Annotated in this window: 21 protein-coding genes and 1 pseudogene; 7 read left to right on the forward strand and 15 right to left on the reverse strand. The window is 62.8% G+C overall.

Annotated elements, in window-relative coordinates; genetic code table 11:
- The first annotated feature begins 90 nt into the window (after positions 1-90).
- Positions 91-576, forward strand: coding sequence for a tripartite tricarboxylate transporter TctB family protein (locus tag HCN58_RS23225; protein ID WP_171581685.1), 486 nt, complete (start codon positions 91-93; stop codon positions 574-576).
- 7 nt (positions 577-583) lie between these two features.
- Positions 584-2,092, forward strand: a complete 1,509-nt coding sequence (locus HCN58_RS23230; protein ID WP_171581686.1) for a tripartite tricarboxylate transporter permease — start codon at positions 584-586, stop codon at positions 2,090-2,092.
- 173 nt (positions 2,093-2,265) lie between these two features.
- Here the strand turns inward: HCN58_RS23230 and HCN58_RS23235 are convergent, their stop codons facing one another.
- Complete coding sequence (locus tag HCN58_RS23235; protein WP_171581687.1) at positions 2,266-3,651, reverse strand: M20 family metallopeptidase; 1,386 nt, start codon at positions 3,649-3,651, stop codon at positions 2,266-2,268.
- 186 nt (positions 3,652-3,837) lie between these two features.
- Here HCN58_RS23235 and HCN58_RS23240 point away from each other — a divergent pair, with 186 nt between their 5' ends.
- The gene (locus tag HCN58_RS23240; RefSeq protein ID WP_171581688.1) at positions 3,838-5,226 is read left to right on the forward strand and encodes an LLM class flavin-dependent oxidoreductase; all 1,389 of its coding nucleotides are present in this window, start codon (positions 3,838-3,840) and stop codon (positions 5,224-5,226) included.
- Between the two features lie 138 nt (positions 5,227-5,364).
- Here the strand turns inward: HCN58_RS23240 and HCN58_RS23245 are convergent, their stop codons facing one another.
- The gene (locus HCN58_RS23245) at positions 5,365-7,029 is read right to left on the reverse strand and encodes a thiamine pyrophosphate-binding protein (RefSeq protein ID WP_171581689.1); all 1,665 of its coding nucleotides are present in this window, start codon (positions 7,027-7,029) and stop codon (positions 5,365-5,367) included.
- A 987-nt stretch (positions 7,030-8,016) separates the two neighbouring features.
- On the opposite strand from HCN58_RS23245, the gene HCN58_RS23250 reads away from it, so the two are divergent.
- Positions 8,017-8,784, forward strand: coding sequence for an SDR family NAD(P)-dependent oxidoreductase (locus tag HCN58_RS23250; protein ID WP_171581690.1), 768 nt, complete (start codon positions 8,017-8,019; stop codon positions 8,782-8,784).
- A 241-nt stretch (positions 8,785-9,025) separates the two neighbouring features.
- Here the strand turns inward: HCN58_RS23250 and HCN58_RS23255 are convergent, their stop codons facing one another.
- The 3 genes from HCN58_RS23255 to HCN58_RS23265 all read right to left on the reverse strand — a co-directional run bounded on the left by HCN58_RS23255 (position 9,026) and on the right by HCN58_RS23265 (position 12,618).
- The gene (locus HCN58_RS23255) at positions 9,026-9,538 is read right to left on the reverse strand and encodes a GFA family protein (protein ID WP_171581691.1); all 513 of its coding nucleotides are present in this window, start codon (positions 9,536-9,538) and stop codon (positions 9,026-9,028) included.
- Positions 9,539-9,734: 196 nt separating this feature from the next.
- On the reverse strand, positions 9,735-10,859 hold the full coding sequence (locus HCN58_RS23260; RefSeq protein WP_171581692.1) for an alkene reductase: 1,125 nt from the start codon (positions 10,857-10,859) through the stop codon (positions 9,735-9,737).
- Positions 10,860-11,121: 262 nt separating this feature from the next.
- The gene (locus HCN58_RS23265; RefSeq protein WP_171581693.1) at positions 11,122-12,618 is read right to left on the reverse strand and encodes an aldehyde dehydrogenase family protein; all 1,497 of its coding nucleotides are present in this window, start codon (positions 12,616-12,618) and stop codon (positions 11,122-11,124) included.
- Positions 12,619-12,809: 191 nt separating this feature from the next.
- On the opposite strand from HCN58_RS23265, the gene HCN58_RS23270 reads away from it, so the two are divergent.
- Complete coding sequence (locus HCN58_RS23270; RefSeq protein WP_171581694.1) at positions 12,810-13,661, forward strand: SDR family NAD(P)-dependent oxidoreductase; 852 nt, start codon at positions 12,810-12,812, stop codon at positions 13,659-13,661.
- A gap of 167 nt (positions 13,662-13,828) precedes the next feature.
- Here the strand turns inward: HCN58_RS23270 and HCN58_RS23275 are convergent, their stop codons facing one another.
- The 7 genes and pseudogenes from HCN58_RS23275 to HCN58_RS23305 all read right to left on the reverse strand — a co-directional run bounded on the left by HCN58_RS23275 (position 13,829) and on the right by HCN58_RS23305 (position 18,622).
- The gene (locus HCN58_RS23275) at positions 13,829-14,035 is read right to left on the reverse strand and encodes a hypothetical protein (RefSeq protein WP_171581695.1); all 207 of its coding nucleotides are present in this window, start codon (positions 14,033-14,035) and stop codon (positions 13,829-13,831) included.
- A 94-nt stretch (positions 14,036-14,129) separates the two neighbouring features.
- On the reverse strand, positions 14,130-15,329 hold the full coding sequence (locus HCN58_RS23280; RefSeq protein ID WP_171581696.1) for a hypothetical protein: 1,200 nt from the start codon (positions 15,327-15,329) through the stop codon (positions 14,130-14,132).
- Entirely contained in the window at positions 15,326-16,366 is a 1,041-nt protein-coding gene (locus HCN58_RS23285; protein ID WP_171581697.1) for a hypothetical protein, read from the reverse strand. The genes HCN58_RS23280 and HCN58_RS23285 overlap by 4 nt, the downstream gene beginning before the upstream one ends.
- Before the next feature lie 209 nt (positions 16,367-16,575).
- Positions 16,576-16,852 (reverse strand): annotated as a pseudogene (locus HCN58_RS23290) (YiaA/YiaB family inner membrane protein).
- 219 nt (positions 16,853-17,071) lie between these two features.
- A complete protein-coding gene (locus tag HCN58_RS23295) occupies positions 17,072-17,515 on the reverse strand; it encodes a hypothetical protein (RefSeq protein WP_171581698.1) in 444 nt (147 codons plus the stop codon).
- 92 nt (positions 17,516-17,607) lie between these two features.
- Positions 17,608-17,883 carry a YiaA/YiaB family inner membrane protein gene (locus HCN58_RS23300; RefSeq protein WP_171581699.1) on the reverse strand — a complete coding sequence of 92 codons (276 nt, stop codon included), beginning with the start codon at positions 17,881-17,883 and terminating at the stop codon, positions 17,608-17,610.
- 43 nt (positions 17,884-17,926) lie between these two features.
- Positions 17,927-18,622 carry a PspA/IM30 family protein gene (locus HCN58_RS23305; RefSeq protein ID WP_171581700.1) on the reverse strand — a complete coding sequence of 232 codons (696 nt, stop codon included), beginning with the start codon at positions 18,620-18,622 and terminating at the stop codon, positions 17,927-17,929.
- Positions 18,623-18,724: 102 nt separating this feature from the next.
- Between HCN58_RS23305 and HCN58_RS23310 the strand changes: the two genes are divergently transcribed.
- Positions 18,725-19,333 carry a TetR/AcrR family transcriptional regulator gene (locus tag HCN58_RS23310; RefSeq protein ID WP_171581858.1) on the forward strand — a complete coding sequence of 203 codons (609 nt, stop codon included), beginning with the start codon at positions 18,725-18,727 and terminating at the stop codon, positions 19,331-19,333.
- 117 nt (positions 19,334-19,450) lie between these two features.
- On the opposite strand, the gene HCN58_RS23315 is transcribed toward HCN58_RS23310, so the two are convergent.
- The 3 genes from HCN58_RS23315 to HCN58_RS23325 are packed head-to-tail and all read right to left on the reverse strand — an operon-like array spanning position 19,451 to position 22,073.
- Positions 19,451-19,864, reverse strand: a complete 414-nt coding sequence (locus tag HCN58_RS23315) for a Rieske (2Fe-2S) protein (RefSeq protein ID WP_171581701.1) — start codon at positions 19,862-19,864, stop codon at positions 19,451-19,453.
- A gap of 17 nt (positions 19,865-19,881) precedes the next feature.
- Positions 19,882-20,994 (reverse strand): amidohydrolase family protein, encoded by a 1,113-nt coding sequence (locus HCN58_RS23320; protein WP_171581702.1) that lies wholly within the window; start codon positions 20,992-20,994, stop codon positions 19,882-19,884.
- A gap of 17 nt (positions 20,995-21,011) precedes the next feature.
- Entirely contained in the window at positions 21,012-22,073 is a 1,062-nt protein-coding gene (locus HCN58_RS23325) for an amidohydrolase family protein (RefSeq protein WP_171581703.1), read from the reverse strand.
- Between the two features lie 238 nt (positions 22,074-22,311).
- Between HCN58_RS23325 and HCN58_RS23330 the strand changes: the two genes are divergently transcribed.
- Complete coding sequence (locus HCN58_RS23330; protein ID WP_171581704.1) at positions 22,312-24,021, forward strand: FAD-dependent oxidoreductase; 1,710 nt, start codon at positions 22,312-22,314, stop codon at positions 24,019-24,021.

The raw sequence follows: 24,021 nt of genomic DNA on the forward strand, positions 1-24,021 counted from the left end.
ACCATCGCGACCGCGGATGAATGGACCCCGGCCCCGCAACGCACCGCTTCACGCTGCGCCGCATCCGGGGAACGGCTGAGAGAGAAATCAATGAGTAATGACAGCAACGTCAAAATCCGCCTCAACAATTCCGAACTTTGGGGCGGGCTGATCGGGCTCGCGCTCGGCGGCTTCGTGATCTGGTCCGGGCTCAAGCTCAAGCTCGGCACCATCAACGACCCGGGGTCGGGTTACGTCTTGTTCTATACCGGCATCCTGATGTGCCTGTTCGCGGGCTCGATCATTATCGCCGCGCTCAGCGAGGGCGGGCCGACCTTTGGTTCGCGCTGGCAGAACACGCGCTGGACCAAGCCGGTGATCGTCATCGCCTGCCTCATCGCGTTTGCCTTTTCGCTTGATACGTTCGGCTTTCTGCTGTCGTCGATACCGCTGATGGTGCTGCTGTTGCGCCTGGTCGACCCGGTACGCTGGCCGCTTGCCATCCCGATCGCAGTGCTGGTTCCGCTCGGTATGTGGTGGATTCTCAAACGCCTGCTCCTGATCCAACTGCCCTCGGGCATCTTCGAAATCGGCTGACCGCTCCATGGAAACCCTTATCAACGTAGCCCATGGTTTTGGCGTCGCGCTTTTGCCGATCAACCTGCTCTATTGTTTCATCGGCGTCTTCATTGGCACGCTGGTCGGCGTGCTCCCCGGCATCGGCCCGATCTCGGCGATGTCGCTCCTGCTTCCGATTACGCTGTCAGGGACGCCGGAGTCCGGCATCATCATGATGGCCGGCATCTATTACGGCTCGATGTATGGCGGCTCCACCACCTCGATCCTGGTCAACATTCCCGGCGAGGCCGCTTCCGTCGTCACATGCATCGACGGGCATCAGATGGCGAAACAGGGCCGCGCGGGACCTGCGCTCGGCATCGCCGCATTCGGCTCGTTCATTGCCGGCACCTTCGCGCTGATCGCGCTGATGCTGGTGGCGCCGAAGCTCGCCAGCGTCGCGATCGCTTTCGGGCCTGCGGAATATTTCAGCCTGATGGTGCTAGGACTCGTGGTGCTGACCTTCCTGACGCAGGGCTCAATGGCGAAAGCGCTGCTGATGGCCTGCACCGGCGTTGTGCTCGGCTTGATCGGGCTAGACAGCATCACCGCGCAACCCCGCCTGACCTTCGGCCGGGTCGAACTGATCGACGGCATCGGGCTGGTCCCGGTCGTTATGGGTCTGTTCGGCATCGCCGAGGTGCTGCTCAACACCGAACAGGTCATCAAACGCGACATCATGAACACCCGGATCACGCATCTGCTGCCAAGCAGAGCGGACTGGAAGGCCAGCGCTGGCCCGATATCGCGCGGAACGATCATGGGATTCCTGCTCGGCATCCTGCCGGGCGGGGGCGCGGTGGTCGCCTCCTTTGGGTCGTATGCGCTGGAGAAGCGGCTGTCCAAGACACCGGAGCGCTTTGGCACCGGCGCAATCGAGGGCGTCGCGGGACCCGAAGCCGCCAACAACGCGGCCGCCGGCGGCGCCTTCATTCCGCTGATGACGCTCGGCATTCCGCCGAATGTGGTGATGGCGCTGCTGCTCGGCGCCTTCGTCATTCACGGGCTGCAGCCGGGTCCGCTGATGATCACGCAAAACCCGGGCCTGTTCTGGGGCATCGTCGCCAGCATGTATATCGGCAATCTGATGCTGCTGGTGCTCAATCTGCCGATGATCGGCATGTGGGTGCAACTTCTCAAGCTGCCCTACAACATCCTGTTCCCGCTGATCATCCTGTTCACCATCATCGGCGTCTATTGCAGCAGCAATAATGTTTTCGACGTCTATGTGATGATCGCGTTCGGCGTTATCGGCTATTTCATGCGCAAGCTCGGCTACGAGCCGGCGCCGTTGGTGCTGGCCTTCGTGCTGGGGCCGATGCTGGAGAACAATTTGCGCAAGTCGTTGATCCTCTCCCAGGGCGATTTGATGACCTTCGTCGAGCGGCCGATTTCGGCCGCGTGTCTTCTGTTCGCGGTCGCGCTGCTGATTGGCCCGTTGCTGCCGGCGCTGCGCAAGAAGCGCGAACTGGTCGCGCTGGATGAGGGGGCATGAACTCTCCCTCCCTCTCCCCACTTTCGCGGGGGGAGGGTCGGGGTGAGGGGCTCTATCCACGAGCGCTGCACACGGTGAACCTGTACCCCCTCACCCGGAGCGCTTCGTGCTCCGACCTCTCGCCGCAAGCGGAGCGAGGCTAGGTCCGATCCGATCTCTTATCTACGCAACAGCTAAAGTACCTTCTTCATCTCGCCGAGGTCCCAGAAGATCCCTGCCATGATCGCCAGCGCCTCTTCCGTCACCGGCAGCAGGATGTGCTCGTCCGGCGCATGCTGCGAACAACCGGGATAGGAATGCGGCACCCAGATCGTCGGTAGCCCCAGCCCTTCGGCGAACACGTCGTTGGGCAGCGAGCCGCCGAAATTCGGCAGGATCGCCGGCGCCTTGCCGGTGGTCTGCCGGATCGAGTTCGCGGTCCAGTTCACCCAGGGGCTGTCGACATCGGTGCGCGAGGCGGCGAAGCGCTGCGCGCCGCTGACTTCCACCATTGGAAAGCCGTTGGCATGCAGATGAGCGCGCACGGCGTCGATGACCTCTTCATACTTGGTGCCGACGACGAAACGGAGCTGCAGCACGGCATTGGCGCGCCCGGGAATGGCGTTGGCCGGTTTCTCGATACTGCCGGACGACATCGCCAGAACTTCCAGCGTATTCCAGGCAAACAGGCGCTCCGCCGGCGACAGCCCTTCCTCGCCCCAGTCTTGCGCCAGCGCCGGCTCGTCGGCGGTTGGCTCGACCTTCACATCCGCAAGTGCCGCGCGGACGGCGTTTGAGATCCGCGGCGGCTTGAGCGCGTCGAGCCTTATGCGTCCCTTGCCGTCGACAAGGCTTGCGATCGCGTTGCAAAGGATCGTCGCGGGATTGACGAGGACGCCGCCCCAATTGCCGGAATGGTGGCCGCCTTCGCGCAAATTGACATCGAGGTGAATGCGATTGCCGCCGCGGCAGCCGAGAAAGATCGTCGGCCGATCGGCCGAGAGCCGCGGCCCGTCCGACGCCAGGAACAGATCGGCCTTCAGCTCCTCGCGATGGGCTTCGCATACCTGCCGCAGATCGGGCGAACCGATCTCCTCGCCGGTCTCGATGATGAATTTGGCGTTGAAGCCGAGCCTGCCGCCGCGGGTCTCGCGTACGGCGCGCAACGCGGCGAGATTGATGCTGTGCTGCCCCTTGTTGTCGGCGGTGCCGCGGCCATAGACGCGCTCGCCCTTGGTCGTGACCTGCCACGGATCGAGATTGTCGCGCCATTCGCCTTCCATGCCGTCGACGACGTCGCCATGGCCATAGGTGAGCACGGTCGGCAGCGAGGCGTCCTCGCGATAGTCCGCCAGCAGATACGGGCCCTTGCCGGTCGGCGATTCAATCAGGCGGGTGGAGAAGTCGAGCGCGGCGAACGCCGGCTGAAGGTCATCGACGAGATAGGCGCGCAACGCCTCGCCGCTGCCGGGATTCTGGCTCTCGGTCCGATATCCAACCCTGCGGCCGAGCTCGGCGAGAAACGCGCCGGAATGAAGATGCTCACGTGCCCGCGCAATCGCGTCGGCTCTATCAGCCATATTTCTTTCCTTTGTTCGCTAACGTGTGGGGCGCAACCTATCGGGATAAGCCGCCCGCTGGAAGTGGCAGGGGCCCGCCGAATGGGCCTTGCTAAACGCAGCGAGGATGCAACAATTTCAGGCAACAGCCCGGCGCTTAACCGGGCAAATGCGCGAGGGAACTCTGCGCGCTTCGAGGTACGCGTCATGACAAAACAAATCCGGCTCAACGCCTTCGCCATGAATTGCGTGGCGCATCAATCGCCGGGACTCTGGACCCATCCGCGCGACCGCACCCTCGACTATAACCGCCTGCCTTATTGGCTCGATCTGGCGAAGACGCTGGAGCGCGGCCGGTTCGACGGGCTGTTTCTCGCCGACGTGCTCGGTGTGTACGACGTGTTCGGTAACAGCCCGGACGCCGCCCTGCGCAATGCCGCGCAGACGCCGGCCAACGAACCCCTGATGCTGATCCCGGCGATGGCGGCGGTCACGCAGAATCTCGGCTTCGGCGTCACCAGCAATCTTTCCTTCGAGCCGCCCTACCCGTTTGCACGGAGAATGTCGACGCTCGATCATCTCACGGAGGGACGCGTCGGCTGGAACGTAGTGACCGGCTATCTCGACAGCGCCGCCCGCGGCGCCGGCAAGGATAAGCAGACTGCGCATGACGACCGCTACGACATTGCGCATGAATACATGGAACTGGTCTACAAGCTCTGGGAAGGAAGCTGGGAAGACGACGCCGTGCTACGTGACCGCGCGCGCGGCATTTTTGCCGATCCGTCGAAAGTGCATCGGATTGAGCATGAAGGCGCCAACTACAAGCTCAACGCCATTCATTTGAGCGAGCCGTCGCCGCAGCGGACGCCGGTGCTCTACCAGGCCGGCACCTCGCCGCGCGGACGAAAGTTCGCAGCCCAGCATGCCGAATGCGTGTTCATGTCGGGCCCGTCGGCCAAGATCATCGGGCCGCGGGTTGCCGCGATCCGTACCCTGGCGCAGGAGATTGGGCGCAACCCCGCCGAAATCCTGATGTTCTCCATGATGACCATCATTCTCGGCCGCACCGAGGCAGAGGCAAAAGCGAAATATGCCGACTACCGCAAGCACATTGCCCCCGAAGGCGCGCTGGCGCTGATGTCGGGCTGGACCGGAGTGGATTTCTCGACCTACGACCTCGACCAGGAAGTGCGCCATGTCCAGAACGATGCCGGCCGCACCGCGCTGGACAACGTCACCCGCGCCGATCCTGATAGGGTCTGGACCGTGCGCGAAGTCGTCGAGCATGTCGGCATCGGCGGCGCCGGACCAGTCGTGGTCGGCACGCCCGAAAAGGTTGCCGACGACATCGAGGCCTGGTTTGAGCAGACCGATGTCGACGGCCTCAACGTCGCGTTCGCTACCTCGCCCGGCGATTTTGAGGATATCGCCGACATGCTGGTGCCTGAACTGACAAGGCGCGGCCGGTACAAGAGCGAATATGCGAAGGGAACGCTGCGCGAGAAGCTGTTCGGCACAGGCCGCGCACGGCTGACAGAGCAGCATCCGGCCGCGAGATTTCGCCCGCATGGAGCGGCGAAAGCGGCGGAGTAACTCGTAGAGTGGGAAGGCGCACTTGCGCCGTGCCCACCATCTACATCGTTTCTGAATGGTGGGCACGCTTCCGCCTTCGCTCGTTGAGCTACGGCGGACGGGGTCGCTTTGCCCACTCTACGATTTCGCAATAACGGCTCAGTTCACCGCATTGCTCACGACGATCTCGATCAGCTTTGCGCCGGGGCGGCTGAAGGCCGACGACAACACCGACTTCAACTGACCGGGATCAGTCACCTTCGTCGCTTCCAACCCCAGCGACTTCGCCACGCCCGTAAAATCCACCGGGGGATCGACAAAATCCATGCCGACATAATGATCATCGCCGTGAAAGGCGAGCAGCCGCTGCTTGATGATGCGGTAACCGCCATTGTTGACGATGACGAATGTCAGCGGCAGCTTGTGGTTCGCCGCGGTCCACAGCGACTGGATCGAATACATCGCGCTGCCGTCGCCGGAGTAACACACGACGGGCCGCTGCGGATGGGCGAGGCTGACGCCGACGGACGCCGGCAGTCCCCAGCCGATGCCGCCCGAGGCGAGCGCATGATAGCCATAGCGTTCGCGGTGCGGGCGTAGCGCGATCATCTGCCGCGACGACGTCAATCCTTCGTCGACCAGGATCGCGTTGTCGGGCATCGCCTCGACCACTTGCAGCGCCAGCCAGTCCGGATCGATCGGCGAGGTGTCGGCATGTTTCGCAATCTGTTCGACCAGCGGCTTGCGCCGGGCCGTCCAGTTCTTGGAGGCGAGTGCGTCCAATCCCTGCTTCGCGCGCGCCTGAAGCGCGCTGCCGCCCGAAGCCTTCAGTGCCGGCACCAGGACGCGCAAAGTTTCCCGCACATCGGCCTTGAGCGCGATGTCTGCGCCGTAGTTCCTGGCGAGGTCGTGATCGACGAGGCCAACCTGCACGATCGAAAGCCCGTCCGGCAACGGATCGACTTCGCTGTAGACGGACATCCGCAAGGGATCGCCGCCGAGCGCAATGAGGAGATCGTAGGGCGCGAGTGTATCGCGGGCGATCTTCTGGATGCGCGCCAGCGCGCCCATGAAGCACGGACTTTCGGACAAGAAATGCGCGCCATAGGGCGTCGACGACTGGTACGCCGGGCAGCCCAGCGTTTCCGCCAGTTGCGCTGCCTCCTGCAACGCATCGCTCTTGACGATCTCGTCACCGACGATGATCACGGGCCGCTCTGCTTTCAGGATGCGGCCGGTGAGCGTCTGCAGCGACTCTTCCGACGGCTTGACGCGGGTATCGACGCGGGTGGAGCGGCCAAGCTCGATGCCGGCTTCGGAATTAAGAATATCGCCCGGCAGCGAGATGAACACCGGCCCCGTCGGTGGCGTGGTCGCGATCTTGGCGGCGCGGCGCACAATCCGCGGCAGATCCTCCAGCCGCGTCACCTCCACCGCCCATTTCACCAGCGGCGCGGCCATCTGCACCAGCGGACCATAGAGCACCGGCTCCGTCAGGCCGTGGCCCTGCTCCTGCTGGCCGGCGGTCAGGATCAGCGGCGTGCCGGTAAAGCTGGCGTTGTAGAGCGAGCCCATGGCGTTGCCGAGCCCGGGCGCGACATGGACGTTGCAGGCAACGAGTTTTCCGGAGGCGCGGCTGAAACCGTCGGCCATGGCGACGACGAGGCTCTCCTGCATCGCCATCACATAGGTGAGGTCGGGATGGTCCTTCAGCGCGTGCATGATCGGCAGTTCAGTCGTGCCGGGATTGCCGAACAGATGCGTAACGCCCTCGTCTTTCAGCAATGCCAGGAATGCCGAACGGCCGGTGATCTTGTTCTTCATTTTTCCTCCCGCCCGCCGCTTCGATGACGTGCGGGGCGGAAGCAGAAGACCAAACTTGGCACGTGTAAGCAATGGAGGGCGGTCATGGCTGCTCTGCACAGACATTTTCCGTGTCGCGGGCGCCGTGTAGCGCGGCAGTGGTACACTGCGGGACTCAGACACAAATCGCGAAAACAACCCCATGCAAAGTAGAATGGGACCCGGCTCGCAGCACTCAGGCCGCTTGCGTCCGACGCACGAGATGGTCCGTCGTCACGGCCTCGTGCCGCTCTAGGCCGTGTACTCATTAAGCGACTGACTGATGTCCGCTCAACCTCAACAGCGGCGGAATAGCGGACACAGCCCGATGTCGCAGGAGGGCCAAAAGCAGTCCTGGTCAGTTGAGTTGCGCTATCGCGTTGTTTCCCGTTAAATCACAGGGCGTCAGTGCGACCGGAGTGCGGGCTGTGACAGACTACCTAAAAATTTCACTCATAATCGGTGCAATCGGATTGCTCGGACCGTCGATTGTGTTTTCGGTCGCTAGTGTGCATTGGCCGTTGCATAAAGCCGCCAACGCGACATTCCTGTTCAGTGGGGTAGTTCTGTGCGGCTGGCTCGCCTTTCTTGGCTTGGGCTTATATCAGGAGGGCGTCGGCGTGTTTCGATTTTTCATTCCATGCCTTCCGGTAATTTTGATCGGAGCCTATGGCGGGCTGGTGTACGTCTGTTCGTATCTTAATCCGTGCATGTAGTAATCTAGCCAGCGTCTGATTTGGGTCATGAGCGCCGTTTTGCCGGCCAAGCGGTCACTTCCGGTCTACCCTGAGTAGCAGACGTTGTGACCGGCTGTTTGCACGTCCCTGAAGGGCCAATAAGGGACGGCGGCGCCATCTCAATCGTGCTAAATTCACCTTTGTCCATCTGATGGCGGACGGGCCGAGCGTTGCAGCATCTTTTGACTATGGAGGAAACGTGGCAAATAGCCTTCGCGATCGAGCTTCCGCGATGCCGGCCTATCCAGATATGCAGGGGAAGGTTGTGCTTATCACCGGGGGTAGTAGTGGTATCGGTCTCGCCACAGCCGGCGCGTTTGCACGTCAGGGGGCAAAAGTTGTGATCGCAAGCCGGAGGGAAGCCACGGCCAAAACTGCGCTCAAGCAGCTTGCAGCGCTGGGCGATGCACACTGGTTTCCGGTTGATACGACTGATGGCAAGGCTGTCGGGCGTCTGATGGATGCGATCATGAAAATGCATGGTTGCCTCGACTACGCATTCAACAATGGCGGAAGTAGTGGACGATCGGCTCCGGTTGCTAAGATGTCGGAGGACGCCTGGCGCAAGACGATCGATGGATTCCTGACATCGGTGTTTTTGTGCATGAATGCCGAAATCGCAGCAATGATGGACCCGAGCAAATCCGTGATCGTCAACAATGCGTCGGTCGACGGATTGCGGGGCTATCCGTTTCCTGGCGGAGCAGCCTACTCAGCGGCAAAGCACGGCGTGATTGGCCTCACCCGCAGTGCTGCGCTGGAGCATGCCGCCCAAGGTCCTCGCATCTGCGCTGTTGCGCCCGGGTGGATAAACACCCCGCCCGTCGCGAATTGGATGAAGCGAGACGAGGACGTTGCCAAGGCGATCACGAAGCAAACGCCTCGTGGAAGCATAGGAACAGCGGATGAAGTAGCCGCGGCCGTGCTTTGGCTCTGTTCCGAGGCCAGCTCATTTGCTGTAGGAACGGTCTTAGCAATCGACGGCGGTTATCTTGCGTAAGCCAGGCCCAAGCCTGGCGGCTGCGGCGCGATGGTTCAGGCTATCTCACGTCCGTTGCGGGTCAAGAACGACAAAGCTCAGGGTGAGCATAATAGGTCCGCTTTCGGGTGCATAGCGTCCGACCCGCTCCTTGGCGGGCCACGTTGAGCCGGACTGTCTTGCCGTGATTCAAGCCCCTTATCGCCTTCGTCCAGTTCGCATCCATCCGGCTATGGCTGGCTGCGCGTAGTGGGTCCACGCTCTAGACCATCCCTTCACGATCCGCCCGCTTCTTCTTTTTCGAGCGCTGCCAGACCACGCCGGGATATCCCTTCAGCGGCACCAGCGGTTCGCCGGTATAGGCCCATTCCTGCAATTCCTCGATCGCGATGTGATAGAGCGGCTGGCGGCCAGTGCGGCCGGAGAACAGCGCGCGGGGGATGTTGACCATGTGCGGCGAGCGCGGACGCTCATAGACGATCGGCGTGCCGCAATTGGAGCAAAAACTGCGCACGGTCTTGGTGGCGTCGTCTTCGTACCGTGTGAGACTGGCCTTGCCCCTGGTGATGCGGAAGCGCTTGCGCCAGCTTCCGACATAGGTTGCGTAGGCCGCACCATGCGCGCGGCGGCTCGCGGGCGAATGATCGTGCCAGGCCCAGCGCGCCGGCACGTCGATCTCGATGGCGATCTTACCGCACAGGCATTGGCCGGCGGCAGGCTTGCCGAGTGATACGGCTTTGCTTTTCTTCTTTTCTGGTTCTTCTTCCGGAAACATTTTGTCCCTCTCGGCGAACATGTCGCCCGGATGAAGCGAAGCGACGAATATACCGTTATTCCGGGATGGTGCGTTAGCACCAGACCCGGACTCTCGAGATTCTCAGGTGCGCAATTGCGCACCATAGTTCGATGCTTCGCATCGCCCCGGAATGACGGTTTACTCTTCGCCTACGCTCATCCGGACTACGATCTTCTCACGCCTGCTCCAGTTCGCTGTGCTCCGGATAATCCGTATAGCCCGCCACGTCGCCGCCGTAGAAGGTGGCGCGGTTGTAGGGCGTCAACGGGAAGCCGTGCTGCAGCCTGCGCGGCAGGTCCGGATTCGAAATGAAGATGCGGCCGAACGCGACCGCGTCGGCGTGGCCATCCCGGATCGCCGCATCCGCGGTCTCGCCGGTAAATCCGCCGGCCGTAATCAGCACGCCCTTCCAGATCGGGCGGAACAGCACCATCGCCGACGGCACATTCTGGTGGTTGACCTCGGCGCGGCCGGCGCCGGAGGAGCGTGGCTCGATGAAATGCAGATAAGCGAGGCAAAGCGGGTTGAGCTGTTCGACCGCATACGTGTAGAGCGGCATCGGGTCCGGCTCGCCGCTGCCATTAGCGACACCATAGGGCGACAGCCGCACGCCGACGCGGTCGGCGCCCCAGACCTCGACCACGGCGTGCGTCACTTCCATCAGGAAGCGCACGCGGTTCGGAATCGAGCCGCCATATTGATCGGTGCGCAGGTTGGTGTGCGACTGCAGGAATTGCTCGATCAAATAGCCATTGGCGCCGTGCACTTCGACGCCATCGAAGCCAGCGGCAAGCGCGTTCTTCGCGGCCTCTCGATAGGCGTCGACCACGCCTGGAATTTCCGATGTTTCAAGCGCGCGCGGTGTCTCGTAAGGCACCGCCTTGCCGTCGGCGGTCCCGGTCTTCAAGTCCGCAATCGGTACTGCCGACGGCGCGACCGGCAGCACACCACCGGGCTGGAACGACGAATGCGAGACGCGCCCGACATGCCAGAGCTGCAGGAAAATGATTCCGCCTTTGGCGTGAACCGCATCGACCACCTCGCGCCAGCCCGCGATCTGCGCTTCCGTATAGATGCCGGGCACGCCGGGGCTGCCGAACCCCGTCGCCATCACGGGCGAGGCTTCGGCGATGAGCAATCCGCCCGGCGTCGCGCGCTGCGCGTAATACTCGGCGTTCAACGGGTGCGGCGCGAGCGATGGCTTGGCCGCCCGCATCCGCGTCAGCGGCGCCATCACGAGGCGATGCTGAAGTTGATAGGGACCAACCTTGAGCGGCGAAAACAACGATGGATAATTCATGTCTCTTCCAGAACCCCGTGTTGATACGGATATGTAACCGCTTCAGCTTGTTCGTAAAAGGTTTGGGACGCAACGCCGTTCGGGCTCTCGCTGGTCGCGCGCTACCGCAAGATCGAATGCACCGCCGCAAGGGCCGCGCGCACGGAATTGCAGGCGTTGCGCAAGGATAGGCGGCCAAGGAAAACCGCCAGCCAATAAGAAGCGCGATCACCGGACAACGGCGGCCGAAGCCGCCGTCATCGCATCCGCCGATCGAAGTATCTCAGGCCGTTTTGATCCAGACCGCCTTGACGTTGAGATATTCCTCGACGTGCTGCTTGCCGGACTCGCGGCCATAGCCGCTCATCTTGTAACCGCCGAACGGCACGGCCGGGTCCATCGCCTGATAGCAGTTCACCCAGACCGAGCCGGCGCGCAGCGCCTTCGCGACCTGGTGCGCCTTGCTGACATTGGTGGTCCAGACGCCGCTGCCCAAGCCGAATGTTGTGGCATTGGCGCGCTGGACCAGTTCGTCGGTATCCTCAAAGGAAATCGCCGAGATCACCGGACCGAAGATTTCCTCCTGCGCGATCCGCATATTGTCCTGCACATTGGCGAACACGGTCGGCTGCACGAAGAACCCCTTCGAGAGCGCGCCTTCGGTCAGGCGGCCGCCGCCGGCCACCGCCTTGGCGCCTTCCTTCTGGCCGATATCGAGATAATCAGAGACGCGATCCATCTGCTGCTGCGAGACCAATGGCCCGATCTGCGTGCTCGGATCGAGGCCGTTGCCGACCTGCAGCTTCTTGCCGAATTCGGCGACGCGGCCGACGAATTCGTCATAGACTTTCTGCTCGACGAACAGCCGCGTACCCGCGCTGCAGATCTGCCCGGAATTGGCGAACACCGCCATCGCAGCGCCCGGCACCGCCGCATCGAGATCGGCATCGGCGAAAACGATGTCCGGCGACTTGCCGCCGAGTTCGAGCGACACACGCTTGAGGTTGCCGGCGGAGGCGCGAATGATCGACTGTCCCGTGATGTGCGACCCCGTGAAGGCGATCTTGTCAACATCAGGATGCGAGGCGAGCGCCGCACCTGCCGTCTCGCCATAGCCGGGCACGACATTGACGACGCCAGGCGGGATGCCGGCTTCCATGCAGAGCTCGGCGAGCCGCAGCGAAGTCAACGGCGCTTCCTCGGCAGGTTTCAATACCACTGTGCAGCCGGTTGCGATCGCGGGACCGATTTTCCAGACGGTCGCAGCGAGCGGCCCGTTCCAGGGGATGATCGCTCCGACCACCCCGACGGGCTCCTTCAGCGTGTACGAGAAGATCTCGCCAGGCAACGAGTTCTCGATGGTTTCGCCGTGCAGCGCCGTCGCCTGCCCGGCGTAATAGCGGAGCATGCCGAGCACGCGCAGCCTGTTGCCGCGGGTACGGCTGATCGGCGCGCCCATGTCCATCGTATCAAGCTGCGAAAGCTCCTCGAAATGCTTCTCGACGAGATCGGCGAGCTTCAACAACAGGCCTTGCCGCTCATACGGCTTGACCTTGCTCCACGGCCCCTCGAAGGCGCGGCGGGCCGCCGCCACCGCGCGGTTGATGTCCTCCGCGTCACCCTCGGCGACGGTCGCGAGCAATTCGCCGGTCGCCGGATTGTGGGTCTCGAACCGCTTGCCGGAGGCGGCATCGATCCACTGACCGTCGATCAGCATCCTCTTATAGGAACCATCTGCGTAAGGATGGCGCGTGATCGGAATCGCCTGCGTGACAGCCATGTTTATACTCCTTGAAGCTGGTTGAAATCCTATGCCGCTATGTTTGTCTATCTATAACGGTGGCATGAAACCGCAATGCGGCCGAACCATTGCGGAAAGCAGCCGATACGAAAACCTCCCATACCGATTGGTACATGGTAGTCTAAGGTGTCGGCCTGCAAATACGTGCCTCATCTGTCCGGAGAACGACGATGCCCCATCCTGCGATGTCGCCAAATCATGTTGCAGTGATCACCGGGGGCGCCTCCGGCATCGGGCTCGCCGCGGCGATCCGTTTCGCCGGCTTCGGCATGAAGGTGTGCATCGCCGACATCGGCGCCGAGCGCCTCGCCGATGCCGCGGCACAACTGGCGTCTGTCGCGAAGGGCGGCGTCGCGGATGTCATGACCGCGTCCGTCGACGTCAGCCGGTTCGAGGATGTCGCAGGGCTGGAAGCCGCAGTGCAAAAACGGTTCGGCGGTACCGACATCCTGATGAACAATGCCGGCATTGGCCCCGACAGCAACAGTTTTGGTCCGCTGGAGAACTGGCAGCGCATTCTCGCGGTGAACCTGTGGGGCGTCATTCACGGCACGCAGGCTTTCGTGCCTTACATGACCGAACGCGGGCGCCACGGCCTCGTGATCAACACCGGCTCCAAGCAAGGCGTTACGACGCCGCCCGGCAATCCCGCCTACAACGTCTCAAAGGCCGGCGTCAAAGCGCAGACGGAGGCGCTGCAGCACGAATTGCGGAACCTGCCGGGCTGCAAGATCAGTGCGCATCTGATGATCCCCGGCCACGTCTTCACGCCCCTTACCGCGCGCGGCCGCACCGAGAAGCCACCGGGCGCATGGACGCCGGAGCAGACGGTGGATTTCATGATCGAACGCATCGACGCCGGCGACTTTTACATCCTCTGTCCGGACAATGACGTGCCCCGGCAGCTCGATGAGCGTCGGATGTTGTGGGCCATCGGCGACATCGTGGAAAACCGCCCCGCACTGTCGCGCTGGCATCCGGATTACGCGGAGGCGTTTGCGAAGTTTGTGAAGGGCTTATAGGCAGCCGTCATACCCCGCGAATGCGGGGTATCCAGTACGCCGCGGCCTTTCGAGTCCATGGCTGGCGTCTCTGGAATACTGGATTGCCCGCCGGAGCCTGTCATCGGGCGCGCATTCGCGCGACCCGTTGGCGGGCAATGACAGCTTTGATTAAGCTCACAGGAACCCTACAGCGTTTCCTGTTTGTGGCCGCATTGCTTGCAGGCGAACTTGACGCGCCTCGCACCCTTCTCGGCCTGGACGCGGTTCGGCGCGCCGCATTTGCCGCAGACCGCCTCGATCCTGGTATTTCCCTGTTTGACGACGATGGTCTTCCTTTCCATCGTCTCGCGGATCAGGCGCTCGGCCTCCTCACGCATCGCTTGCTTCGACATCGGCCGACCCCGTCATGAACCCGCTACGGCGGCGGTCTTATCACAGTCACGATGCATTTCGTACGTCGCGCGTGAAAAATCTCATGACCGAAACTCACGTCGTCTCCGGCGTCAACGCCAGCAGACGCCGCACCAGGGCCAGCGCCGTTTCCGTGGCCGGATCGGCCGAAGTCACGGGAACCGCAAGCGCGATGACGTCGATCGGGTCGTGCGATAGCACGATAAGATGCGTAGCGCTGTTGGCTGCCAGTAGCGACACCACGCGTTCGACGGCCGGATCGAACGATGTCAGCCCCCACGGCGCATCGGGCCGGCGCAGCACCCGCCGGGTCGAGAGAAAATCGCGCAGCAAGTGCGGATCGTAGGTCGAGAGTTCGCTCTCCCGATAACGCCGGGCGCTCTCGAAGATCGGATGACGCGCGAGTTCCGCGATCAGCGCGTCGCGCGTTCTGGCAGGCGAGGCCGCGACGGAATTGAGAACACCGGGAACGTGCGATTCGAAGTGGGCGCGCAGTGCATCCACCATCAGCCCGATGGTGAGAACGCCTGCGATGGCAATGGCGCCAAATCGCATTACTTGCGCCGCATCGACATCCGGCGCAACGAACGCCGCGGCAATACCGAGAAGCGCCGAGCTCGACAGCCGCAGTGCCGTCATCATCAACGCCTGACGCTGCGTTTCCGCGCCGTGGTCCGCGATCAGGATCGCGGTCACGACGAGCAGCGCCCCCAACGCCCCGAGCCTGACCGGAATATCCGGAATCAGCACCCTGAAACCTGTGATGATGAAGGGAATCACAAGGATGGCGCCGACGGCGAGACGGCCGACGATGCGATTCTCGGACGCCATCAGTGTGGCCCGGTCGCGCGTCGCCAGCAGCCAAGCGCAGATGGCGAAGCCGCCAAGCTGGAACAGCGCGAGCAGGATGGCGGCGGGCGTGGCCAGGGTCTCCGATCCTGCGGCGCCGGTGAGGCCGAGCGCGATCCCACCGCTCAGAATTGCGATCTTGGCTGGGCGCGGGGCATGACACCGCAGGATGCCTTCGGTGACGATCAATGCGCCGAGCGGGATCAGTGCGGCCGGAATTGCCGAGAGGTTGTTGAGCATCGCGCTGCCGCTCCACCACGCGGTGCCACGCACCAGGAACAGCAAGGCGATGATGCCAAGCGCCACCAAAAGACGCCGCGTCAGCGGGCCCTTCGGATCGCGCCGATGCAGCGAGACCATGGCGACGCCAAGCCCGATCGCGCCGCAGAGATTGACGATTGAATCGGCGATCATGCCCGGCGTCATCGGCCGTTCCCTCGCCAAGGCCGCAAGCTGCCGAACGGACGCGTGTCGTCGAACCAGTAAACCACCGGCAGTATTAGCCGCTGCAACGCCAGCACGGCGGAAGCGGCGAGCAGTGCCGGCAATGAACCGGTCGGCACATCCCGCTGAATGTAACGGCGCGCACCGGCGAGATCGATGCGGCCGAGCTGCAGCACGTCGTCGCCCCTGGCGTAATCGAGCACGCGCGCACACCAGGCGTTATATTGCTCATCGCGATGTTTGGGCGCGGCTTCGAAGGTTTTCTTCAGCGCCTCCGATCCGCCGGTATAGGCATTGGTGATGACAAACCGGGCCTCGTCGAAGCCGGCTTCCTCACCCACGCCGAACACGGCGCGGTGACAGGACATGATGCCGCGCGCCAATTGTAGATGGGCAAAACTCTGCCGTGAGTCCGGATGGGGCGAGGGAAAGACATCAGAAAAGGTCTGGCTGACCATGCCGACGACCGACGGCACCTGGGTGACGTTCGAGATCCATTTCGGACGCAGGCCGTCACGGGCAAACAGAACGAGCGCCGTCAGACCATAAAGCACCCAGGAAAGCCCCTGCCCCCGCTCGTCGGGGTCGACCATGACCAGCCCGAGATGCGTGACCTCCACCGGCTCGCCATCGAGCTCGACCTTCATGACCGACAGCGCGTTGAACGCGATCGGCCGCCCGGTCGCTTCCTCAGAGATCAGCGTGACGATGGCGCGCGACAGCCGTTCGCGCCCGCCGGAGAATATTCCGTAGGTGAGGCTCTCCTTCGGCAGCGTCTTCTCCGCCACGGTGCGCAGTTGGGAAACCAGTTCGTCGAGTTCGGTTTCGGAAAGCGACAGACCGGGGGATTCGATGATTCGCGTGATCAGCTCGGCGTGGGTGCGCAGGGTGAGATCGATGGTGGGCTGGCGCAACGCCTTCAGCCAGAAGAGGCCATATCCGCCCAGACGCGTAGCCGCGGAGCGGAGCTGCCCCAAGGCGTGACGGATCGCCGAATTATCGCTCCAGACAGACGCCATGCCGCTTTCCCACTCGGGGGCGGATTTATGCGCGCGGCCGTTAAGGAGCCATGAGCGCGACATGTTGCGGTCGCCGCAGGGTAAACGATGTGTTGGTGCAGTCAGACATTCCGAAGGAACAGGCAAACGGCGGATGCTGAAACATCCGCCGCCCGCCTTCCCCCAGCGCCGCGTCACAGGTTACGGGGTCTTGGAAATCAAGCAGATTTCTAAGCGGCTTTGGAAACTTCCATCAACAGCCGTTCGGGCTTGGCGTCTTCGATGCGGTTCACCAGCCGTTCGCTCTCGTGCATGTCGCGCACGGTCTTGGTCAGAGTGACGCAGGATTGGATCAGCATCACGATGCCGATATCGCAAGGTAACATTTGATCCAGAGATCGACGGGAAGAAAGTACAGGCCGACCGCGACCAGGACGCCCGAGATTGCGAAGAAGTGTAGGGGAAGGTGAGCCAGGCGTTGCTGTGATGCTGGACATTCTGATTCATGGCGCCATTGCTGGTGATGAAATTTCGACGAGGGACCGTTCGAACGGTTGCGCGTTTCGCTGCTGGTTCCGCTACCGCGTCCGTTACGGGTTTTTGCGCCCGCGCAATTAATAAGCAGTGACCTGAGCACCTTTAGGTTGCGGCAGAGTAAACGATACATTGAGCGGAGGCATCAAATGATTCATGACAAGCAACGGTGGGCGCTGGATGCTGGCCGGATCAAGCCTTCCTGCGGTAATAATAGTACGCGAGCAGCGAGCACGTGCCGGTATTGAGCGCTCCGATGACTGCTATCGGAATCAGCATGTGCAGCGGCGGCATCATCTTGCTCCCCAGCAGGATTCCCAGAAAGAGGCAGAGACCGACGGCAACGGCCGCCCCGACGATCATGGTCAAGGGCGCCCTCATGGAAATGGGCACAGCATAAGCCAAGACGCCATCAACAGGAGCGGTGATCGCGCATACAATCAGGCTGAAGAAAAACGCTATCGGAATGCCGTAAGAGTCGACGTGATATCCGCCGATCATGACGGTCACCACTGATAATGCAGCGAGAACTCCGAGTACCGGACCCAGCAGCATGAACACGAGCGCGCTTTGCAGCCCAGGCGAAATCGAAGGCCTGCTGCCGTTTTTATTTTCAGGAGGATTCTCAGGAGACATGAGCATTCCCTTGGACAAGCGAACGGCGGATGCGGAAACATCCGCCGCTCGACCTCGCCAGCACCGCGTCACAGGCTACGCGGCCTTGGAAATTAAGCAGCCTTGGAAACTTCCATCAGCAGCCGTTCGGCCTTGGCGTCCTCGATGCGGTTCACTAGTTTGCCGCTCTCGTGCATGTCGCGCACGGTCTTGGTCAGGGTGACGCAGGACTGCACCAGCATGACGATGCCCATCGCGAGATAGCCCTTGATCCAGAGATCGAGCGGCAGAAAGAACACGCCGATGGCGACCATGATGGCCGAGGCGGAAAACGAAGCATAGGTGAAGGTAACCCAGGCACCGCTGTGGGGTTGGACATTCTGGTTCACGATAATCTCCTGTTGATATGGGTTTAATCGAGCAAGTTGAGTGTCAGGCGGCTTGCGTGCGTTTGACGTTCAACCGCGCGAGCACGTCGTCCGCGGTTGATTTCAGGCGTGGCCCAAAGCCCTGTTCGGCGAGCTTTTCGGCGGTTGCCAGCGGACCGCTGGCAACATCGAGTTCGATCAGGGCGTCGGCGGCGGCCTGGGCCTCGATCTGCCGTTCACGCAGCCGCTTCAGCGTGTTCTCCGCTTCCGGCAGCGTGGATTCGTAAGGACGCGCGGCCTCGATGTCGCCTCGGCGAAGCGCGCGGACCGCTTCAGACGCACGAGCGATGCGACGGCCGCGGTCGAGTTCGGTGATCCGCGCCTCGGCATTGGAAACCTGGCGCTTCATGCGGGCGATTTCGGTCGCGAACAGGGTCCGCGCGGTCATCGCGGCATCGCGGTCGGCTTCGAGATTGGCGATCGCCTGCGCAGCCTCGCGGGCGAGATCTTCGCGACCGCCGTCGAGCGCGGCAGTGGCGCGGACTTCGAGATCGGCGATACGGGCATTGGTGGCGTCGAGACGGCGGCCCTCCTGCTGGTCGCCTGCGATTGCCAGCGCCAGCGAGCGCTTGGAACGTTCGACCGCCGCGGCGGCATCGCGCATCTGCTGGTCGAGAATCAGCAGCGCTGCGCGGTCTTCCAATTCTTCCCCCGCGGCAGCCACGCTGCCCCGGAAAAGCGTCAAAACAGTTTTGAACATTGGTAGCTCCCTGTGCTATGAGCATTGCTCACGAATTGGTTGTAGCAGGAGCGTGAGCATTGCTCAAGAATTGTTTTGAGCGGCGCTCAAGACTGAAAAATGATCTCTAAAGCATTGGAAAGACGGGATAAACTCCGGGAAGCCCTGATCGAAGCTGCGGAGCGACGGATTGCCGCAGGGGGGCTGGTTAGCCTGAAAACACGTGATCTGGCGCGGGACATCAGCATCGCCAACGGCGCGGTCTATAACCTCGTCGAAGACGTGGACGAACTGATCCTGCGCGTGGGGTCGCGCACGCTCGCGCGGCTCGACGCCGCGCTCACGACTGCCGAAGGCGATGGGCTGGCCTCTCCTCGTGAGACGCTGGTCCGCATAGCGGTCGCCTATTGCGATTTCGCCGCCGAAAATCTCGAACTGTGGCGCGCGCTGTTCGAGCATCGCATGGCGCCTGGCAAGCCGGTGCCGGAATGGGCGATCGATGAACAGATGAATCTGTTCCGACATATCTATCACCCGCTCGCCACGCTATTTCCAGAACGATCGCAGGGCGAATTGGGCGTGACGGCGCGCAGTCTCTTTTCGGCCGTGCACGGCATGGTGCTGCTCGGGCTCGAGCAGAAGCTGATCGCGGTGCCGGTCGGGGCGTTGCGCGAGGAAATAGCTGCGATTGTGCGCGCGATGGTCGACGGGCTTGTGGAGAAGGCTGGCTAGACCCTCATGGTGAGGAGCGCGACTTCGCGCGTCCTCGAACCATGAGCCACAGACGGGCCTTCATCCTTCGAGACGCCGCGCAAAGCGCGGCTCCTCTGGATGAGATCGAAAGCACAGCTACGTCTCAATGATGACGTAACTGTCTTCGACACGCACCGGAAACGTCTCGGCCACGTAAGGCCCCTTCTGCAATTCCTCGCCGCTCTCAATCGCGACCGGATAGGAGCGCACCTTCACGCGCTTGGGGTCGAACCAGGACTGCCCGTTGCGCATGTCGAATTCCCAGCCGTGCCACGGGCAGCGCAGGAGTTCGCCGACGCGGGAGCGATGATAGACGCCGGGCTCCGGCGAGGTCAGGCGCGCGACGCAGGCGGCCTTCTCCAGCGGCGCGCCCTCGTGCGGGCAGCGATTGAGCAGTGCGAAGAACTCGCCATTGACGTGGAACACGACGATGTCGCGGCCCTCGATGCCGAACACCTTGTTGCCGCCTGGTGGGATGTCCGAGGTGCGGGCGACGATGTGACGGGCCATGTTGTCCTTGTCGTAACTCAGAGCTTGTAGAGCGCACGCGCGTTGCCATTGAAGATTTTCCGGCGCTCGGTTTCCGTCAGCGGCGTTTTGAACGCGTAGCGCGGGTCGTCGAAATCCCAGTGCGGATAATCCGACGAGAACAGCAGGCGATCGGCGCCGACCCATTCGATCAGCGAGCGCAGATGCCTGGCTTCATCGGGCTCGTCGATCGGCTGCGTCGTGAACCAGAAATGCTCCTTCACATATTCCGAAGGCCTGCGCTTGAGATGCGGCACCTCGCTGCGGAAACTTGCAAAGTGCCGGTCCATGCGCCAGGTGGCGGACGGGATCCAGCCAAACCCGCCTTCGATGAACACGATCTTCAGGTTCGGGAATCGCTCAGGCACGCCTTCGAGCACGAGACTGGTGAGCTGCGCAGCCATAGTGTGCGCGTTCGACTGGTGCTCCTCGACATAATAAGACGGCCAGCCGCCGCCGGTCGGCGCGTGCCCGCCATAACCGCCGACGTGAATGCCGAGCGGCAGGCCGAGTTCCTGCGCGCGGGCATAGATCGGCCAGTAGCGACGGCGGCCGAGCGGCTCGTTGGCTCGCGGGCAGACGTTGATCTGCACATAGCGGCCGATTTTCGCGCAACGCTCGATCTCGGCAATGGCGAACTCTGTGTCGTCCTGGCCGGCGAGAATCGAGGCCTTCAGCCGCGGATCGCGGTCGGACCAGAACGCAAGCTGCCAGTCGTTGATGGCGCGCTGGATCGCAGCGCCGAATTCCAGGTTCTGCTGCGAGAAGATGAAGAGATCGAGCACCTGCAAAATACCGTACTCGATATCGAGCGGATCGAGGTGCTGCTTGCGCATGAAATCGAGATCGGAGCCCGGAGGCCCGCCGGTCGGCGGCCAGGCGTCGCGGCGCGCGATCAGCGGCGAGGAGCGCGGGTATGGCGTGGTGCCGATATAGGGCGTGCGCAGATGGCTGCCGTAGGTGCGCAAATGCTCCTGCCAGCGCTTCGGCAGGAACTGCTCGATGTCTGAATGCGCGTGAATGCTCGGATGCACGTCGCAATCGATGATGCGCAGCCGGCTTTGGGCGGCGACTTCCTCGCCGAGGATGGGGCGGTCGATGACATCACTCATGCGATCCTCCTTGGAAACTATGCAGCGAGCTTCAGCCGCGGAAACGTTTCAAGCGGATTGTCGGCGCACATTCGCGAGACAATGCTGGCCGGCAGATGCGGCGGCATCGGATCATCGCCGTCGAACTGCCAGTGCGGATAGTCGGATGCGAACAGGAACATCTTGTCGGAGCCGATCTGCTCGATGACGTCTGCAACGCCGGCCGCATCCGGCGGCCCGTCGAATGGCTGCATGGTGACGCGAATATGGTCGCGGATGATCGCGGCCGGCTCGCGCTCGACCCAGGGCACCTCGACGCGCACGCCGCGCCAGGTTTTGTTGGCGCGCCACATGAAGGCCGGCAGCCAGCTCACGCCTGATTCCATCAGCACGACCTTGAGATCGGGGAACTTGCCGAACACGCCCTCATAGATCAGGCTCAGCACCTGGGCCTGAAATGCCTGCGCTTCGGCCAGATAATATTCGTAGCGATAGGACGGCCAGCCGATCGAGCTCGGCGCCGTGCGATAGGCGCTGCCGGCATGGATCGCGACCGGCAGCTTGTGTTTCGCAGCCGCCTGCCACACCGGCCAGAAATGCCGGCGTCCGAGCAGCGTCTCGCCCTGCGCCAGCACCAGCACGGAGACGAAGCGGTTGTCGCCGGCTCTGCGCTCGATTTCCTCCACCGCGAGATCCGGCGCCTGCAGGGGCAGCACGATCGAGGCGCTCAGCCGTGAATCCTTCGATAGCCATTCGGCCGCAATCCAGTCGTTGATCGCCTTGCAGAAACCGGCCGCCATATAAGAATCGAACACGGCCTGTGCGCCGTACACCACGTTGCAGATCGCGTGGCTCGAACCGAGTTGATCGAACGCGCCGCGCTGCGCCAGCTTGAGATCGCTGCCCGGCTTGCCATTGGCCGGCCGCCAGTCGGCCCGGCCGGAGAACGGCATGTTGGGGGGATAAGAATTGAGATCGAGGCCGTCGATGGCCCGGCTGACGACCTGCTCTTTCCAATGATCGTCGAGATAGGGCAAGAGCGTGGTGCGGGTGCCGCCCACCGCGGGGTGGATGTCGCAGTCGATCCGCGTGGTCGCCATCAGGGTTCCTCGGATATTCGTTATTGGCGATCTTGATGTCGCGCTTGCAAATCTGCCGCCGATACCTGAGCGGCGCAAGCGCTTAACTGCGCAGCCGCTCTGCCTTGGATGCACGGCGGAGCTACGAGGCATCCCTCCCACAAGGGGAGAGGGAAGCAGGCACCATCGCCGCGATTGACAGACAAATCGATCCCCATCCAAATGTCCGCCCAAATCCGAAACAGCAGGCGGACGCGTAGTGCGCAACGAACAAGAGACTTACGAATGCGACGTGCTGGTGGTGGGCTCAGGCTGCGCCGGCCTGTCGGCGGCGGTCACCGCGGGCCACCACGGCCTCAACGTCCTCGTCGTCGAGAAGGAGCCGCGCTTCGGCGGCACCACCGCCCGTTCCGGCGGCTGGCTCTGGATTCCCGGTACCTCGCTGGCGAAAGCGTGGGGCATCGAGGAAAGCCCGGAGCAGGCGAAGACCTATCTGCGGCACGAGGCCGGCAACAGTTTTGACGCCGCGCGGGTCGATGCGTTCCTGAGCGAAGGGCCGAAGGCCGTCGATTTTTTCACCAACAACACCGCTGTTCGCTTCGACATGCCGCTGACCTTTCCGGATTATCACGCCGAAGCGCCAGGCGGGGCGCAGGGCGGCCGCTCGATGGTGACGCGGCCGTTCGATGGCCGCGAAGTCGGCGAGCATATCAGGGATCTCGGCAGCCCCCTGCCGGAGCTCACGGTATTCGGCATGATGCTGGGCTCCGGCAAGGAGATCATCCATTTTATGCGCGCGACCAAATCGCTGGCTTCGGCGATTTACGTGGCGAAGCGCCTGTCGAAGCACGCGATCGACGTGGTGCGCCACGGCCGCGGCATGACGCTGACCAACGGCAATGCGCTGGCCGGGCGTCTGGCGAAGTCCGCGTTTGACCTAAAAATTCCGCTGTGGCTGTCCTCGCCGGTGCATGAACTGATCGTCGAGAATGGCGCGGTGCGCGGCGCGATCGTCGAGCGCCACGGCAAGCTGGTGCGCATCACCGCGAGGCGCGGCGTGGTGCTCGCCTGCGGCGGCTTTCCGCATGATGCGGCGAGGCGCAAGGCGATGTTTCCGCATGCGCCCACGGGCGCAGAACATTTTTCGCCGGGCCCCGTCGGCAACACCGGCGACGGCCTGCGGCTGGCGGAAACCGCCGGCGGCCGCGTCGAGGATACGTTGCCGAACGCGGCGGCCTGGGTGCCCGTCTCCATCACCGAGCGCAAGGACGGCTCCAAGGGCGTGATGCCGCATTTCATCGATCGCGCCAAACCTGGCGTCATCGCGGTGATGCGCGACGGCGGGCGTTTTGCCAATGAAGGCAATTCCTATCATGATTTCGTGCAGGCGATGGTGAAGGCGGCAAAGCCCGGCGAGGAAATCACCGCGTTCCTGCTGTGCGATCACCGCGCGTTGCGAAAATACGGCCTCGGCTGCGTGCCGCCTTTTCCGATGCCGCTGCGCCATCATCTCGCCACCGGCTACCTCAAGCGCGGCGCCACGCTGGCTGAACTGGCTGATAGAACCGGCATCGATCGAAAAGGGCTCGAAGCGACGGTTGCCGAGTTCAACGCCTCGGCCGTGGAAGGTCGCGATCCTGCGTTTGGCAAGGGATCGCGCGCCTATAACCGCTATCAGGGCGATGCGCTGCACGGGCCGAATCCCTGCGTCGCGCCAATCAAGGACGGACCGTTCTATGCGATAAAACTGGTGGTCGGCGATCTCGGCACCTATGCCGGCATCAAGACCGACGCGCATGCGCGGGCGCTGGACGAACGCGGCCAGCCGATTACCGGCCTTTATGCCGTCGGCAACGACATGGCGAGCATCATGGGCGGCAACTATCCCGGCGCCGGTATCACGTTGGGCCCCGCGCTGACGTTTGGATACATCGCAGGCAAGCATCTCGCGGACGAAAATCCGCGATAG

Source organism: Bradyrhizobium australiense, assembly GCF_013114825.1.
GTDB classification, from domain to species: Bacteria; Pseudomonadota; Alphaproteobacteria; order Rhizobiales; family Xanthobacteraceae; genus Bradyrhizobium; species Bradyrhizobium australiense.